The organism is Kribbella sp. (genome assembly GCF_035655035.1).
GTDB lineage: Bacteria > Actinomycetota > Actinomycetes > Propionibacteriales > Kribbellaceae > Kribbella.
This window is the reverse complement of sequence record NZ_DASRVN010000088.1, coordinates 1-14,345: the sequence shown is the minus strand read 5'-3', so window position 1 is coordinate 14,345 and position 14,345 is coordinate 1. Positions and strand designations below refer to the sequence as shown.

Genomic DNA, 14,345 nt, shown 5'->3' with positions numbered 1-14,345 from the left:
TGAAGTACGGCGAGATCCACCCGCGGACGATGCTCGCGGGTCTCGGGAGCGAGCCGTACCGGCGGGAGCTCGCCTGGCGGGAGTTCTGCGCCGATCTGCTGGCCCGGTACCCGCAGGCCGCGTGGAAGCCGCTGCGCCCGGAGTTCGAGAAGATGCGGTACGACGAGCCGGGGCCGCTGTTCGACGCCTGGTGCGACGGGCGTACCGGATTTCCGTTCGTGGACGCGGGCATGCGGCAGCTGGCGGCGACGGGGTTCCTGCACAACCGGGTGCGGATGGTGGTCGCGTCGTTCCTGGTCAAGGACCTGCACGTGCACTGGAAGTTCGGGGCGCGCTGGTTCATGCGTTCGCTGACCGACGGTGATCTCGCCTCGAACGCGCTGAACTGGCAGTGGGTCGCCGGCTGCGGCGCGGATGCGGCGCCGTACTTCCGGATCTTCAACCCGGTCGGCCAGGGCCTGAAGTTCGATCCGGACGGTGCGTATGTACGGCGCTGGGTCCCGGAGCTGCGGCACCTCGACGGCAGGTCGGCGCACGAGCCGTGGAAGTACGGCGCCGGCGGCTACCCGGTCCCGGTCGTCGACCACGCCGAGGCGCGCCGTGAGGCCCTGCGCCGGTACCAGGCGATCCGCTCTTGACGGCCGGTTGAGCCATAGCTCTATAGTGCTAGTTACCTAGATGAATGAGGTAACTGATGATCGAGTTCCATCTGGACGGCCGGTCCGGGGTCTCGCCGTACCAGCAGATCGTCCAGCAGGTCCGGAACGCGCTGCGGCTCGGGCTGCTGCGTGAGGGTGACCAGCTGCCGACCGTGAAAGACGTCGTCGCGGCGCTCGCGATCAACCCGAACACCGTGCTCAAGGCGTACCGCGAGCTGGAACACGAAGGCCTGGTCCAGGCCCGCCCCGGCCGCGGCACCTTCGTCACCCGCACCCTCACCGACAACACCCTCGCCGCACACGGCCCGCTCCGGCAGGACCTGCGCCGCTGGCTGGCGAAGGCACGCAAAGCAGGCCTCGACGACGAGAGCATCGAGGCGTTGTTCCTGACAACCTTTCGGTCCGCCGCTCAGGAGGACATAGCGTGACGACTGTTCTGCAAGCTCATGGGCTGGGGAAGAAGTACGGGCGGCGGTGGGCGCTGGCTGATTGTGAGCTGGAGGTTCCGGCCGGGCACGTGGTCGGGCTGGTGGGGCCCAACGGGGCCGGTAAGAGCACGTTGCTGAACCTCGCCGTCGGCATGCTCAGGCCGAGTGCCGGGTCCGTCGAGGTGCTCGGGGCGGCGGCGGGGGCGCAGCTGGCGAAGGTCGGGTACGTCGCGCAGGACACGCCGACGTACGGGCGGCTGAGTGTTGCCGATCATCTGAAGCTCGGGGCCCGCCTCAACCCGGGGTGGGACGAATCCCTTGCCCAGCAGCGAATCCAGCACCTCACGCTCGACCCCAAGCAACGGGCCGGGCGGTTGTCCGGCGGTCAGCGCGCGCAGCTCGCGCTCACGCTCGGGCTGGCGAAACGGCCTGAGCTGCTGATCCTCGACGAGCCGGTGGCCGCGCTCGATCCGCTGGCCCGGCGCGAGTTCCTGCAGGACCTGATGGAGGCGGTCGCCGACCAGGAGCTGAGCGTCGTACTGTCCTCGCATCTCGTCTCCGACGTGGAACGGGCCTGCGACTACCTGATCGTGCTGGTCGACTCCCGGGTGCAGGTCAGCGGGGAGATCGACACGTTGCTCGCGACGCACTTCCGGATCACCGGCCCGCGGCGCGACCAGAAGGACCTGCCGCGGGACCAGCACGTGGTCACGGCGAGCCACACCGACCGGCAGTCGACGTACCTGATCCGCACCGACCGGCCGATCCACGACCCGGCCTGGACGGTCTCCCAACTCACCCTCGAAGACCTGGTCCTGGCGTACATGGGCCGCGACGTCCGGCCCGAGCGCCCGGCACTGGAGGTGCAGCGATGATCTGGCTGACCTGGCGGCAGTTCCGCGTCCAGTTCCTGGTGGTGGCGACGGTGGTTCTCGCGGCCGCCGTCGTCCTCGCGGCGACCGGCGGGGGTCTGCTCGACGACTACCACCGGCTGACCGACGGCTTCATCAAGAACCTCGCGTACCAGCCGCTGCACATGTGGCTGTACCGGATCGGTCTGGTCCTGCTGTACGCCGTACCGCCGGTGATCGGGGCGTTCTGGGGCGCGCCGCTGATCGCCCGCGAACTGGAGAGCGGCACGCACCGGCTGGTGTGGGGGCAGAGCATCTCCCGGTGGCGCTGGCTCGCCACGAAGGTCGGCGTCAGCGGGCTCGCCGCGATGGCGATCACCGGGCTGCTCAGCCTCGCGGTCACCTGGTGGTCGCGCCCGATCGACGACGCCATCGGCGCGGGCCAGAACTCGAACGAGTACCTGCCGCGGCTGTTCCCGACCACCTTCGCCGCGCGCGGGCTCGCGCCGGTCGGGTACGCCGCGTTCGCGTTCGCCTTCGGAGTGGCGATGGGGCTCGCGGTACGCCGTACCGTGGTCGCGCTCGCCGTCACGCTGACCGTGGTGATCCTCGTGCAGGTGTTCACGCCGGCGTTGATCCGCAAGCACCTGATGGCGCCGACGGACCGGTACGTCGTGATCACGTCGACGAACATCCGCGGCTTCGGCACCACCGGGCCGGGGCCCGACGCGGCGGTCACGCAGATCGAGGTCACGTCCGGGGACGACGCCGCGTGGAAGTTCTCCGACCGGACCGTGGACAAGTCGGGCAAGGTCGTGAGCACGCTGCCGAACTGGACGGTGCAGTGCGCGCCCCCGCCGCCGGCCGGGTCGACGGAACAGCCCGTGGGCCAGCCCGGCGAGGAGGCGTGCTTCAAGCGGCTCGCGGACGAGGGGTACCGGCAGCACATCCAGTACTTCGGTTCCGGCACGTTCTGGGCGTTGCAATGGCGGGAGTTCGGGTTCTTCCTGGTGCTGGCGTTGCTGCTGACCGGGTTCAGCTTCTGGCGGATCCGGCGCGACCTGTCGTGAACCGGCGTACCAGCAGGCCGGCTGCGAGGACGGCCGCGGCGACCACCGCGGACGTCCACGGCAACGAGACCGCCAGTACCACGCAGCCCGTCAGGCCGAGCACGTTGACGGCACGCGGCCAGCGGCGCTGCTCGGCCGGCTGCGTGAACGCGGAGGCGTTCGCGATCGCGTAGTACAGCAGCACACCGAACGAGGAGAAGCCGATCACGCCGCGGAGGTCCGTGGTGAGAACCAGGATCCCGACCACCACGGCGAGCGCGAACTCCGCGTGGTGCGGGACCTGGTAGCGGGGATGGACCGCGGCCAGCCAGCGCGGCAGGTCGCGGTTGCGGGCCATCGCGAGCGTGGTCCGGCCGATCCCCGCGATCAGCGCGAGCAGGGCCCCGAGACTGGCCAGCGCGGCACCGACCCGGACGACCGGTACCGCCCAGGCCGCACCGACCCCGTCGACCGCGGCCGCGAGGGGCGCCGCGGTCGACGCGGGATCGCCCGCCCGGAGCAGCGCGAAGGCGACCGCGAGATAGATGCCGATGGCAATCACCAGGGCGATGCCGATCGCGCGCGGGATGGTGCGGGCGGGTTCGCGCACCTCCTCCCCCATGGTGGCGATCCGCGCGTAGCCGGCGAACGCGAAGAACAACAGCCCGGCGGACTGGAGCACGCCGTACGGCGAGGTGCTCGTCGTCGGGTGGTGGATCGAGGGTCCGGAGTACAGCAGGACGAGCACCAGCGCGAGCACGATCAGCGTGCAGGTGACGAGGATCCTGGTGAGCCGCGCGGTCCTCGTCACGCCCCGGTAGTTGACGGCCGCCAGCGCGATCACCGCCGCCAGTGCGAGGAGTCGTTGCAGCCAATGGTTCGGTACGACGTACGTCGCGAACGTCAGCGCCATCGCGGCGCAGGAGGCGGTCTTGCCGATCACGAAACACCAGCCGGCGGCGAACCCCCACCACTCTCCGAGGCGTTCGCGTCCGTACACATACGTCCCGCCCGACACCGGGTAGACGGCAGCAAGCTGTGCCGACGACACCGCGTTGCAGTAGGCAACAACCGCCGCAATCACGAGCCCGATCAACAGCCCCGACCCGGCCGCCCGAGCAGCCGGCGCCCAAACAGCAAACACCCCCGCCCCAACCATCGACCCGAGCCCGATCAGCACCGCATCCTCCACCCCCAACCGCCGCGCCAAGCCGGCGGCGGCCGGTGACGGCGGCGCGCCTCGCTCCGCCGCTCCCGGTCCGGGCGGCTCAGCGCCTCGCTCCGTGGCTCCGGGGGCGGCGGGACCGGGCGGCTCAGGTGGTCGGTTGGGCGGTTGGGGTTTCATGTCAGTTGGTTTCCGCCATGGCCGCCGCGATCTTGGCTTCGGCATCGGCAACGGCCTCCTCGGGAGCTTCGGGCAGGACATCCGCCCACAGCGCCAGCATCTCCCGTTTCGCCTCGAGCATGCCGAGCGGGCGCGGGAAGAACCAGCTGTGGAAGTGCGCCGCGCCGTCGCCCCAGCGGTACACGTGGACCCGGGCGATGTCGCCCAGCCCGAGGATGGCCCGTTCGACGCGGGCGACCACCGGCCCGTAGCTCCGGGCGAGCCGGTCGGGGAGGTCCGCGAACGAGTCGTGATGAGCGCGGCTGGCCAGCCAGACGACCCCGGGGATGGTGACGCCGGTGGCGCGGCACAACGCCCAGTCGTCGTCGTACCAGAGCGGCGGCTCGTGTCCCGAACCATCGGGGTTCTCGAAGTCCACCAGCCAGGCGCACAGGTTGCACGGTCCGCCGCCGGGTTCACCCACCCGCGGCGGCTCGGGGATCACCCGCGGCTGCGGCTCGCGGCGGACCAGCGGTTCGGCGTACGGAAGAGTCATGACGATCTCCAGCCCAAGACGGTGATGGTGCCGTCAGTGAAACACAACCGTTGCAGGAAATGCAACAGTCATGTTTCATTCCTCGAGGACGCCGCGGAGGTTCAGGTCGAGCGTGAGCCGCCGTGCGCGCGCCCGCGACCAGTGATGCCGGCCCCGCATGTGCACGTACGTCAACGCCGCCGACACCATCAGCACCTCGGCGACGTCGCTGACCCGCCCGTGCGGATGCAGCGTCCCGTCCGCCTCGCCCTCGCGCAGGAACCGCTCGAACGGATCCAGGAACGACACCGGCCCGTTCCGCGCCTGCTCCTGGTGGAAGACCAGGTCCGACGACAACATCAACGACAGGTGCCTGTCGATCACGTCGAAGAGCGCCTCGAGCGTCCGGATCAGCCCTTCCCGTCCGGTCCCCGAGCCGGCCAGCACCGGCCACATCGTGTCCCGGTAGTCCTCGGACAGCGCGTCCAGCAACGAATTCAGCAACGCCTCGACGGTGAGGCCCTGCCGCCACAACGTCACCCGGGACCGCCCGACCTGCTCCGCGACCCGCTCCAGCGTCACGCCGGCCCAGCCGTGCTCGGCCAGTACGGCGATGGTCGCCGTACGCAGCGTCTCGTCCACCGGCACCGTCATCCGCGGCCCTTCACTCTTGTGCAACACGGTCGTTGCACTGCACCATGACTGTACCAACAGCGAGGAGGGCCGGCGTGGACGGCGGAGACGGTGAGGTCCGGGGACGAGGCGGCGCGGGCGCGGACCGGACCGAGGTCCGGGTGCGGTTCACCCCGGAGGAGCGTGCCGGACTGACGGCGCTCGCCGCCGGGTTGCGCGGCGTGGCCGAGTCCGAGCTCTCCGAGGAGGACGCCCTGGTCGCGGCGCTGGAACACGCCCTCACCCGGCTGATCGACGACTTCGAAGTACCGGACCCGACTGCTCGCGAGGAGGTCCAGCGCGCCCGCGACGACCTCCGGGCCCACTGGATCCGCGGCGCCGCGACCCTCTAGACAGCCTTCAGTACGCCGAGCAGGCGAGCGACCTCGGTGGCGACGGCGTCGCGGGCGGGGCCCAGGTACTTGCGGGTGTCCACCAGCTTCGGGTTGTCGGCGAGGACGTCGCGGACCACACCGGTGAAGACGTTGTTGAGGTGGGTGGCGATGTTGACCTTGGTCATGCCGGCCTCGACGGCACGGGTCAGGTCGGCGTCGGCCACGCCCGAGGAACCGTGCAGCACCAACGGGACCGGTACGGCGGCCTTCAGCTGGGTGATCAGGTCGAAGTCCAGTGTCGCGGTTCGTTCGGTCATGGCGTGGGACGAGCCGACCGCGACCGCGAGGGCGTCGACGCCGGTGGCTTCGGCGAACGCGAGCGCCTCGTCGGGGCGGGTGCGGGCGCCGGGGGCGTGTACGCCGTCCTTGCCGCCGACCTCGCCGATCTCGGCCTCGACGAAGACGCCGTGGTCGTGGCAGAACGCGACCACCTCGGTCGTCGCGGCGACGTTGTCGGCGTACTCGAGCTTCGACGCGTCGTACATCACCGAGGTGAACCCGAGCGTCACCGCCTCGGTCACCAGGTCGCGGTCCATCGCGTGGTCGAGGTGGACGACGACCGGCACCTTCGCGTCGGCCGCGGCGGCCAGGGTGGCGACACCGATCGGCTTGAGGGCGCCGTGGTACTTCACGGCGTTCTCGCTGATCTGCAGGATCACCGGCGCACCGGCCTGCTCGGCGCCCGCGATCAGCGCGGTCGCGTGCTCCAGCTGGATCACGTTGAACGCACCGACACCACGACCGGCCTTGGCCGCACTCAACACAACCTCGGCCCCAGAAACCAACGGCATGAAGAACTCCCTCGCTCAAACCCCCTGATATCCCCTTAAAGGAAAGATCAGGGGTGGTTGTGTCAGTTCACAATTACTTGGGGCTGCCAACGACGGTAGGCAGCCAGATCGATGTCTCCGGCAACCGGCGTCAGCACCGCGGCGGCGGACGCGGCGACAGCAGACTTGAGTACGACGGACCAGTCCGGCTCCGGCGCTTCCGCAACGGCGGCCGCGACCACCGCGGTACAGGTATCCCCCGCACCGGTGGGGTTTCCGCGGACGGTCTCGACCGGCAACGCCCGCCAGACCCCATGCTTGCTAGCAGCAACCATCCCGCGCGGCCCGTCGGTGATCACGGCCGCAGCAGCACCGAGCGCAACCAGCTCCGACGCACCGTCCTCGACCTCGACCTCACCGACGGCAGCACGCAGTTCAGCCGCATTCGCCCGCACCACAGCGCCCGCACCAGCCGCCGCCTTCAACGCGGCACCTCCGGTATCGATCACCGACAGTACGTCGTGATGCCGCGCCCGTACGGCGAGTTCGGCATAAGCGTCGGCCGGGATCCCCGGCGGCAGACTCCCCGAACACGCGAGCACTCCGAGCCGCCCCCACGGCATCCGGTCCCCGAACGCCCGCCACTCGTCCGCACTGACGGTCGGCCCGGCCTCGTTGAAGATCGTCGCGTCCCCGTCGACATCGTTGACGACGGCAACGGTACGGCGGGTCTCACCGGCGATCGGGGTGAGCAGCGCGGTCAGTCCTGCGTCGAACAGCTCCTCCGCGACCAGCTCGCCGGTCACACCGCCGACCAAGCCCAGCACGAGCGCCTGGTGCCCGAGCGTCGACGCGACCCGCGCGACGTTCACGCCCTTGCCGCCCGCGCGCCGCCGGATCCGGTCGACGCGATGACTTCCGCCGACCTGCAACGAGTCGACCTCGTACGTCACGTCCAGCGCGAGGTTCAGCGTGACGGTCCCGATCAGTCCAGCCACGAACCCGCCCGCATCACCTTCTGGACGGCGTACTCGGAGTCCAGGAGCACCAGGTCGGCCCGCTTGCCGGTCTCGATCGAGCCGACGTCGTACCAGCCGAACGTCTGCGCCGGAGTGGTCGACGCCATCCGCGACGCGTCCACCAGCGAGACACCGGCCTGGACCGCGTTCCGGAACGCGACGTCCATGGTCAGCGTGGAGCCGGCGATCGAGTGGCTGCCGTGGGCGAGCGTCGCGAGACCGTCCTTGACGTCGACCTCGAGGTTGCCGATCTTGTAGCGGCCGTTGCCCATCCCGGTCGCCTCCATCGCGTCGGTGATCAGCGCGATCCGGTTCACCCCGGCGGCCGCGAGCGCGACCCGGACCACCTGCGGGTCCAGGTGCATGCCGTCGTTGATCACCTCGAGCAGCAGGCGCTCGTCGTTCAGCGCGGCACCCACCGGGCCCGGGTCGCGGTGGTGGAACGGCCGCATCCCGTTGAACAGGTGCGTGGCGACGGTGGCGCCGGCGTCCGCACCGGCGACCATCTGCTCGTATGTCGCGTCCGTGTGCCCGAGCGCCGCGACCGCCCCCGCGTCGACCACCTGGCGGATCGCGTCCAGCCCGTTCTCCAGCTCCGGCGCGATCGTCACCATCTTGACCGCGTCGCTGAGCACCTTGGCGACGTCGTCCTTGAGCGGCGGCCGCAGCAGCGACGGCTCGTGCGCACCGCAGCGCGCCTTGGACAGGAACGGCCCTTCGAGATGGACGCCCGCGATCACGCCGTCCGCGATCAGCTCCGCGAGGCATGCGGTCTGCGCGACCAGGTCGTCCAGCGGCGCGGTCACCAGGCTCGCCATCGTGGTCGTGGTCCCGTGCCCGGCGTGGAAGGCCGCGACCTTGCGGGCCTCCTCCGGGTCGGTCGTCGAGTACGTCGACCCGCCGCCGCCGTGCGTGTGGATGTCCACGAAGCCCGGTACGACGGTCACGTCGCCGAGGTCCTCGGGCCGCTTGCCGTCGGCCGGCATCCCCTCGGAGCGCCGGCCGAACGACCGGATGTCCTCGCCGTCGATCTGGATCCAGGCGTTCTCCAGCACGTCGTCCGGCGTCACCACCCGGCCCACCCGGTACGTCGTCATACCGTCTCCTCCTCATGCGCGCGATCCCAGGCCATCTGCGCGGCGCCGAGCATGCCGGCTTCCTCGCCCAGCACCGCCGCAACGATCTCCGGCTCGCGCTGGAACGTCAGTCGCGCATGCACACCTTCGCGCAACGGCTGCAGCAGCGTTTCACCGGCACCGATCAGACCGCCGCCGATCGCGATCCGGGTCGGCGCGACCAGTGTCGTGTAGAGGACCAAGGCGTCGACCAGCGCGGTCAGTGCGTCCTGCCAGACCTGGGCCGCGTCCGGGTCGCCGGAGGCGAGCAGCTCCATCACCTCGCGGGCGCCGTCCACGGTCCGCCCGGTGCGTGCGGCGTACCGCCGGGCCAGCGCCGCCGCGGAGGCGACGGTCTCCAGGCAGCCCCACTGCCCGCAGGCGCAGAGCTCGGCGGCGTCGCCGTGGATGAACTTCGAGTGACCGAGCTCACCGGCGTACCCGTCGCCGCTGACCAGCGAGCCGTCGACGATCATCGCGGCCGCGATCCCGGTGCCGAGCGGGAGGAACATCGAGTTCGTGGTACCGGCCAGGGCGCCCTGGCGGAACTCGGCGTACCCGCCGGCCCGGACGTCGTGGGCCAGCACGACCGGGACGTCCTCGGTGATCGCGGCCTTCAGCTCGGCGAGCACCGGCGTACCGACCCATTCCAGGTTCTCGGCGCCGACGGTGCCGTGCTCGGCGTCGATCACGCCCGGTACGACGACGCCGATCGCGCGCACCCGATGGCCCTCGGCGGTGGCCTTCTGACCGAGCTCGACGACGGTCTCGAGCAGCGCGTCGAGCACGGCGCGGCCGCCGTCGCGGGCGTCGGCCCGGGGCGTCGGCCTGGTCTCGCGGTGCAGCACCGCACCGTCGGCGGCGACCAGGCCGCACTTCATCCGGGTTCCACCGAGGTCGACGGCAACCACGACTTCACAGGGGTCCACAGAGCGCCATTATGCAGCGTTCTTCCCTAGTTCGAACATCCGCGAGCAAATCATGGACAAACTGCCCCGGACCAATTACCGCGAACTGAGCCCCTGGTGGAAGGCCGCGACCAGGAACGCCACCAGCGCCTCGGCGAGATTGCCCGGATTCTCGGCGTCCGGTGACGGGGACAGCGCCTGGGACTGGTGCAGGGCGAGCAGGCCCTGCATGTTCAGGTACCCGAAGGCGACCGCGTCCGGCGTCGCGTCCGGCAGCGCCCGTCGCAGCGCGGCCAGGTACCTGCTCTCGACCGGGTCGGACTCGGCGGCGTACAGCTCCCGGATCCGGCGGCTCGGGTCGAACGCGATCCGCCCGATGAACCGGGCCACCACCGCGCCGCGCTCGCCACGCCGCAGTACCAGCTCCAGCCCGGGCTCGACGAAGGCCCGGACGAGTTGCTCCGCGGTCGGGTCGCCGGCCGCCTCCAACTGGTCCAGCCGGCGCCGCCGCTCGGCGTTGACCGGTGCCATCGCCCGCGCCACGGCCGCCCGCAGCAGCGCTTCCTTGGAACCGAAGTGGTAGTTCACCGCCGCGATGTTCGCGGCCGCCGCGACCGTGATGGCACGCAGCGACGTCCCTTCGTAGCCCCCCTCGCCGAACCGTTGCTCGGCGACGTTGAGCAACCTTTCCCTGGTCGATTCGACCGGTGTTTCCACAGACCTCTCCTTCCCCCCGGCTACCACACGCTCAGGCACCCCACCTGCTCACGCGCAGTAGCTTGCAGTCAGCATAGTTCAAACGGTCGTTTGAACAGGAGGGTCCAGCACGGTTATCTCCGAGAAATCCTCAGATTTCCCCGAACCCCATTCCTTCCCACCGTCCACTCCCTTCACACCTCCACCACACCCCGTGCCCACACGGGTGAAATCCGTTAGTGAGTTAGGGTCGTGGGCCATGAGTTTGGTGCGGGTCGAGCGGCGGTTCCAGGGGCCGGAGCGATCGGGGAACGGCGGCTACGTCGCCGGTCTGGTCGGGACGGCGGCGCAGCTGGACGGGTCGCGGGTACCGAAAGTGACGCTGCGGATGCCGCCGCCGCTGGAGACCGATCTCGAGCTGTCGGACGGCCGGCTCACCGACGGTGACGCCGTGGTCGCCGAGGCGGTGCCGGTCGACGGTGAGTTCCTTGCCGACGCGACGATCGACCCGGTCCTGCCGGAGGAGGCGCGCGCGGCCGAGGCGTCGTACCGCGGGCTGCACGACCACCCGTTCCCGACCTGCTTCGTCTGCGGACCCGCGAACCAGCGCGGCCTGCAGCTGAAGCCCGGCCCGATCGGCAGCGGCCGTACGGCGTGCACCTGGCGGCCGGCGGCGGACCTCGGGAGCGACGGCCTGGTCGACGAGGTGTTCCTGTGGGCCGCGCTGGACTGCCCCGGCGGCTGGACGATCGACCTCGAAGGACGCCCGTCCGTCCTCGGCCAGCTGACCGCCTGCGTCGACGCCCGCCCGCAGGTCGGCGAGGAATGCGTCGCGCTCGGCCGCTACCTCGGCGAGGACGGCCGCAAGACGTTCACGGCCAGCACGCTGTACGACGCCGACGGCCGGGTGCTCGCCCGCGCCAAGCACACCTGGATCACGGTCGACCCGGCCGCCTTCAACTAGCCGGCCCGGGCTCGTTCATCCCTGGGCGAAAAACGGTTGAAGGGCGAACCGGGCGGCAGTAAGTTCTCAGTACACGCGAAGGGAGGTGGTCCAACGCATGAATTGCTATCGGACTCGTGAGGTGGCGGCGGGCTAACCGCCAACCACAAGTTAGTGGGCATGTGGTCGGCCAATTCAACGCCGCCACCGGGCCCGCGGGCAGTCAGGTCAGTCCGCCTGACCCAGAGTTCGGCCACCCGGTCGTGCCTTTGGAAGCGCCCGCGGGCTTCTTCTTATTCTGGTGCGGGACAGTCCAGGCCCAGCGCCTGGCCGATCTCGAACAGCTGCGCCTCGAAGTAGGCCGCGGCGTCCGGCAGCACCCAGTGCAGCTGGCCGAAGACCTCCATGCAGATCAGGCCGTAGAGCCGGGTCCAGTAGTTCAGCGACAGGTAGATCGCGCCGGCCGGCATCCCGTGGAAGTGCTCCGACTCGGCGGTCAGCTGCTCGACCAGGACGGTCCCCAGCTCCTCGTCGGCCGGATGCGGGAACGGCTGCTGGTGCCAGATCTGCGCGACCAGTTCCTTGAACAGCCCCCCGAACCGCATCGCCGCCTGATGCCCGGGGGTCGCCTCGTGCTCGCCGTCCTCCGGGTCCGGTACGGCGGTACCGAACACCAGCCCGAACTCGGCCGGATGCGCGAGCGCCCAGTCCCGCAGGCCGTTCGCCAGCAGGTAGAGCCGTTCGCCGAGCTCGATGTCGCCGGCCTGCAGGCTCAGCAGCGCGGTCGTGAGCTCGTCGTACAGGTCGGCGATCAGTGCGCTGATCAGCGCGTCGTGGCTCGGGAAGTAGCGGTACAGCGCGGGCGGGGTGAGGCCGAGTTCGCGGGCGACCGCGCGCAGGCCGACCGCCGGCGTACCGCCGGAGACCAGCAGCCGGCGGGCGGCCGCCTTGATCTCGGCCAGCGTCGCCGCGCGCCGTCGGTCCCGGCTCACCACTCGAAAACACTCCTTGACATCGGCAGGGGTCGGACGCCTAGAGTGAACACCGTTAACAGTTAACACTGTTCACTCGACGCCTTTCGCTCAATCTACGCCCTTCGGGAGAGTTTCGTGTTCGAGACGCTCGGCCGTTTCACGTACCGGCGGCGCCGGCTGGTGCTCGCCCTGACCGGGGTCTTCGTCGTGCTCGGGCTCGCCTGGGGCACCGGGGTGTTCGGATCGCTGGCGAACGGCGGTTTCGACGCGCCGGACACCGAGGCCGCGAACGCGGTCAAGACCATCGAGCAGAACGTCGGCCGGACCGGCACCGACGTGATCGTGCTCTACCGCAGCCCGTCCGCGACGGTCGCTGACCCGGCGTTCCGGCAGGCGGTCGAGCAGCACCTGTCCGGGCTGCCGTCCGCCGACGTGCCCGGCCTCGCGACGTACTGGAGCACCAAGTCACCGGCCTTCGTGTCGAAGGACCAGCACAGCACGTACGCCGTCCTGACGCTGGCCGGCGCCACGCAGGAGGACCGGCTGACGACGTTCCACAAGGTGTCCGATCGGCTGCGGTCGCAGGCGCACGGGCTGGACACGAAGGTCGGCGGCGAGGTCGCGGTGTTCGACGAGGTGAACACGCAGACCGAGCACGACATCGTGAAGGCCGAGTCGATCTCGACGCCGATCGTGCTGGTGCTGCTGGTGCTGGTCTTCGGTGGTCTGGTCGCCGCGTCGCTGCCGCTGTTCGTCGGCGCGCTCGCGATCCTCGGCGCGTTCGTGCTGCTCCGCGGGCTGTCCGCGGTCACCGACGTGTCGATCTTCTCGATCAACATCGTCACGATGATCGGGCTCGGGCTGGCCATCGACTACGCGCTGTTCATCGTCACCCGGTTCCGCGAAGAGCTTGCGCACGGCAACGACGTGGAGACCGCGCTGACCGTGACGATGGCGACCGCCGGGCGGACCGTGGCGTTCTCCGGGATCACGGTCGGCGTCGCGATCAGCAGCCTGGTGCTGTTCCCGGTGATGTTCCTGAAGTCGATGGCGTACGGCGGCGCCGCGGCGGTCGCGATCGCGATGATCGCGGCGCTCACCGCGCTACCGGCGCTGCTCGCGGTACTTGGGCACCGGGTGAACAACCTGCGGATCTTCAAGGCCCGTAAGGCGTCCGCCGAGCATGGCGCCTGGTACCGGCTAGCGCACAACGTGATGCGGCGACCGGTCCGGTACGTCGTCGTACTCGTGCCGGTACTGCTCGTGCTGGGTATCCCGTTCCTGAGCGCGCAGCTCGGCGGTGTCGACCACAGGTCGTTGCCGGCCGGTGCGACCTCGCGGACCGTGACCGAGACGCTGCAGCGAGACTTCCCGGGCGCGGGCGGGTCGGACATCTACGCTGCGGTGCGGTTCGTGGAGGCGCCGGTGGATCCGTCGGCGGCGTTGGCGCCGTACATCGCCCGGTTGAAGCAGGTGCGGGACGTGGAGGAGGTGCGGCTCGGCGGGTACGCGCACGGCGTCGCGTCAGTCGTCGTACACACGCATTACACCGGTCAGGAGTTGCCTGCTCGGGATGTCGTCCGCGGGGTGCGTGCGGTGCCGGCGCCGAACGGTACGTCTGTGCAGGTGGGTGGTGAGACGGCGGCCGTGATCGATCTGCTGCACGTGTTGAAGGAGCGTGCGCCGTACATGGCCGGCTTCATCGTGATTGTCACGTTCATCCTGCTGTTCGTTGCCTTTGGCTCCTTTGTGTTGCCGTTGAAGGCCCTGGTGATGAACGTGCTGTCGCTGTCCGCGGCGTTCGGGGCGATGGTGTGGATCTTCCAGGAAGGACACCTGTCCGGGTTCCTGCACTTCACGCCGGCCGGGTTCCTGGACGCGACCAACCCGGTGCTGCTGTTCGCCGTACTGTTCGGGCTGTCGATGGACTACGAGGTCTTCCTGCTCAGCCGGATCCGGGAGGAGTACGACCGGACCGGCGACAACACCCAGGCGGTCGCGCTCGGG

Annotated in this window: 16 protein-coding genes; 7 read left to right on the top strand and 9 right to left on the bottom strand. The window is 70.1% G+C overall.

The features are described from left to right. From VFF46_RS05330 to VFF46_RS05315, 4 genes are all read left to right on the top strand, one after another. Nucleotides 1-638, top strand: a 638-nt coding sequence (locus VFF46_RS05330) for an FAD-binding domain-containing protein (RefSeq protein WP_325035887.1), incomplete at its 5' end; no start/stop codon positions are given. A gap of 56 nt (nucleotides 639-694) precedes the next feature. After that, nucleotides 695-1,087, top strand: coding sequence for a GntR family transcriptional regulator (locus tag VFF46_RS05325; protein ID WP_165549724.1), 393 nt, complete (start codon nucleotides 695-697; stop codon nucleotides 1,085-1,087). Continuing rightward, nucleotides 1,084-1,962, top strand: a complete 879-nt coding sequence (locus tag VFF46_RS05320; RefSeq protein ID WP_325035886.1) for an ABC transporter ATP-binding protein — start codon at nucleotides 1,084-1,086, stop codon at nucleotides 1,960-1,962. Before VFF46_RS05325 ends, VFF46_RS05320 begins: the two co-directional genes overlap by 4 nt. Continuing rightward, nucleotides 1,959-3,008, top strand: a complete 1,050-nt coding sequence (locus VFF46_RS05315; RefSeq protein WP_325035885.1) for an ABC transporter permease subunit — start codon at nucleotides 1,959-1,961, stop codon at nucleotides 3,006-3,008. The genes VFF46_RS05320 and VFF46_RS05315 overlap by 4 nt, the downstream gene beginning before the upstream one ends. Here the strand turns inward: VFF46_RS05315 and VFF46_RS05310 are convergent. The 3 genes from VFF46_RS05310 to VFF46_RS05300 form a co-directional block, all read right to left on the bottom strand. Continuing rightward, a complete protein-coding gene (locus VFF46_RS05310) occupies nucleotides 2,974-4,179 on the bottom strand; it encodes an APC family permease (protein WP_325035884.1) in 1,206 nt (401 codons plus the stop codon). The two genes, VFF46_RS05315 and VFF46_RS05310, sit on opposite strands and share 35 nt — an antisense overlap. A 154-nt stretch (nucleotides 4,180-4,333) precedes the next feature. After that, the gene (locus VFF46_RS05305) at nucleotides 4,334-4,867 is read right to left on the bottom strand and encodes a hypothetical protein (protein WP_325035883.1); all 534 of its coding nucleotides are present in this window, start codon (nucleotides 4,865-4,867) and stop codon (nucleotides 4,334-4,336) included. A gap of 75 nt (nucleotides 4,868-4,942) precedes the next feature. Then, the gene (locus VFF46_RS05300) at nucleotides 4,943-5,500 is read right to left on the bottom strand and encodes a hypothetical protein (RefSeq protein ID WP_325035882.1); all 558 of its coding nucleotides are present in this window, start codon (nucleotides 5,498-5,500) and stop codon (nucleotides 4,943-4,945) included. A gap of 74 nt (nucleotides 5,501-5,574) precedes the next feature. Here VFF46_RS05300 and VFF46_RS05295 point away from each other — a divergent pair, with 74 nt between their 5' ends. Beyond that, on the top strand, nucleotides 5,575-5,871 hold the full coding sequence (locus tag VFF46_RS05295) for a hypothetical protein (RefSeq protein WP_325035881.1): 297 nt from the start codon (nucleotides 5,575-5,577) through the stop codon (nucleotides 5,869-5,871). Here the strand turns inward: VFF46_RS05295 and VFF46_RS05290 are convergent. The 5 genes from VFF46_RS05290 to VFF46_RS05270 form a co-directional block, all read right to left on the bottom strand. Further along, nucleotides 5,868-6,704, bottom strand: a complete 837-nt coding sequence (locus VFF46_RS05290; protein WP_325035880.1) for a class II fructose-bisphosphate aldolase — start codon at nucleotides 6,702-6,704, stop codon at nucleotides 5,868-5,870. The genes VFF46_RS05295 and VFF46_RS05290 overlap by 4 nt on opposite strands. A gap of 62 nt (nucleotides 6,705-6,766) precedes the next feature. Then, nucleotides 6,767-7,681: a hexose kinase gene (locus VFF46_RS05285; RefSeq protein ID WP_325035879.1), complete on the bottom strand. Its 915-nt coding sequence runs from the start codon at nucleotides 7,679-7,681 to the stop codon at nucleotides 6,767-6,769. After that, nucleotides 7,669-8,799, bottom strand: a complete 1,131-nt coding sequence (gene nagA / locus VFF46_RS05280; RefSeq protein WP_325035878.1) for an N-acetylglucosamine-6-phosphate deacetylase — start codon at nucleotides 8,797-8,799, stop codon at nucleotides 7,669-7,671. The genes VFF46_RS05285 and nagA overlap by 13 nt, the downstream gene beginning before the upstream one ends. Then, the gene (locus VFF46_RS05275; RefSeq protein WP_325035877.1) at nucleotides 8,796-9,746 is read right to left on the bottom strand and encodes an ROK family protein; all 951 of its coding nucleotides are present in this window, start codon (nucleotides 9,744-9,746) and stop codon (nucleotides 8,796-8,798) included. The genes nagA and VFF46_RS05275 overlap by 4 nt, the downstream gene beginning before the upstream one ends. A gap of 75 nt (nucleotides 9,747-9,821) precedes the next feature. Next, nucleotides 9,822-10,442, bottom strand: a complete 621-nt coding sequence (locus VFF46_RS05270; protein ID WP_325035876.1) for a TetR family transcriptional regulator — start codon at nucleotides 10,440-10,442, stop codon at nucleotides 9,822-9,824. Between the two features lie 238 nt (nucleotides 10,443-10,680). On the opposite strand from VFF46_RS05270, the gene VFF46_RS05265 reads away from it, so the two are divergent. Then, on the top strand, nucleotides 10,681-11,385 hold the full coding sequence (locus tag VFF46_RS05265; RefSeq protein ID WP_325035875.1) for a hypothetical protein: 705 nt from the start codon (nucleotides 10,681-10,683) through the stop codon (nucleotides 11,383-11,385). Between the two features lie 272 nt (nucleotides 11,386-11,657). Here the strand turns inward: VFF46_RS05265 and VFF46_RS05260 are convergent, their stop codons facing one another. Beyond that, complete coding sequence (locus tag VFF46_RS05260; RefSeq protein WP_325035874.1) at nucleotides 11,658-12,356, bottom strand: TetR/AcrR family transcriptional regulator; 699 nt, start codon at nucleotides 12,354-12,356, stop codon at nucleotides 11,658-11,660. Between the two features lie 117 nt (nucleotides 12,357-12,473). On the opposite strand from VFF46_RS05260, the gene VFF46_RS05255 reads away from it, so the two are divergent. Beyond that, nucleotides 12,474-14,345, top strand: a 1,872-nt coding sequence (locus VFF46_RS05255) for an MMPL family transporter (protein WP_325035873.1), incomplete at its 3' end; no start/stop codon positions are given.

Excerpts from the sequence above, each read along its gene's own strand:
- VFF46_RS05325 (WP_165549724.1), top strand. The coding sequence starts at position 695 with ATGATCGAGTTCCATCTGGACGGCCGGTCCGGGGTCTCGCCGTACCAG.
- VFF46_RS05315 (WP_325035885.1), top strand. The coding sequence starts at position 1,959 with ATGATCTGGCTGACCTGGCGGCAGTTCCGCGTCCAGTTCCTGGTGGTG.
- VFF46_RS05305 (WP_325035883.1), bottom strand. The coding sequence starts at position 4,867 with ATGACTCTTCCGTACGCCGAACCGCTGGTCCGCCGCGAGCCGCAGCCG.
- VFF46_RS05300 (WP_325035882.1), bottom strand. The coding sequence starts at position 5,500 with ATGACGGTGCCGGTGGACGAGACGCTGCGTACGGCGACCATCGCCGTA.
- VFF46_RS05290 (WP_325035880.1), bottom strand. The coding sequence starts at position 6,704 with ATGCCGTTGGTTTCTGGGGCCGAGGTTGTGTTGAGTGCGGCCAAGGCC.
- nagA (WP_325035878.1), bottom strand. The coding sequence starts at position 8,799 with ATGACGACGTACCGGGTGGGCCGGGTGGTGACGCCGGACGACGTGCTG.
- VFF46_RS05265 (WP_325035875.1), top strand. The coding sequence starts at position 10,681 with ATGAGTTTGGTGCGGGTCGAGCGGCGGTTCCAGGGGCCGGAGCGATCG.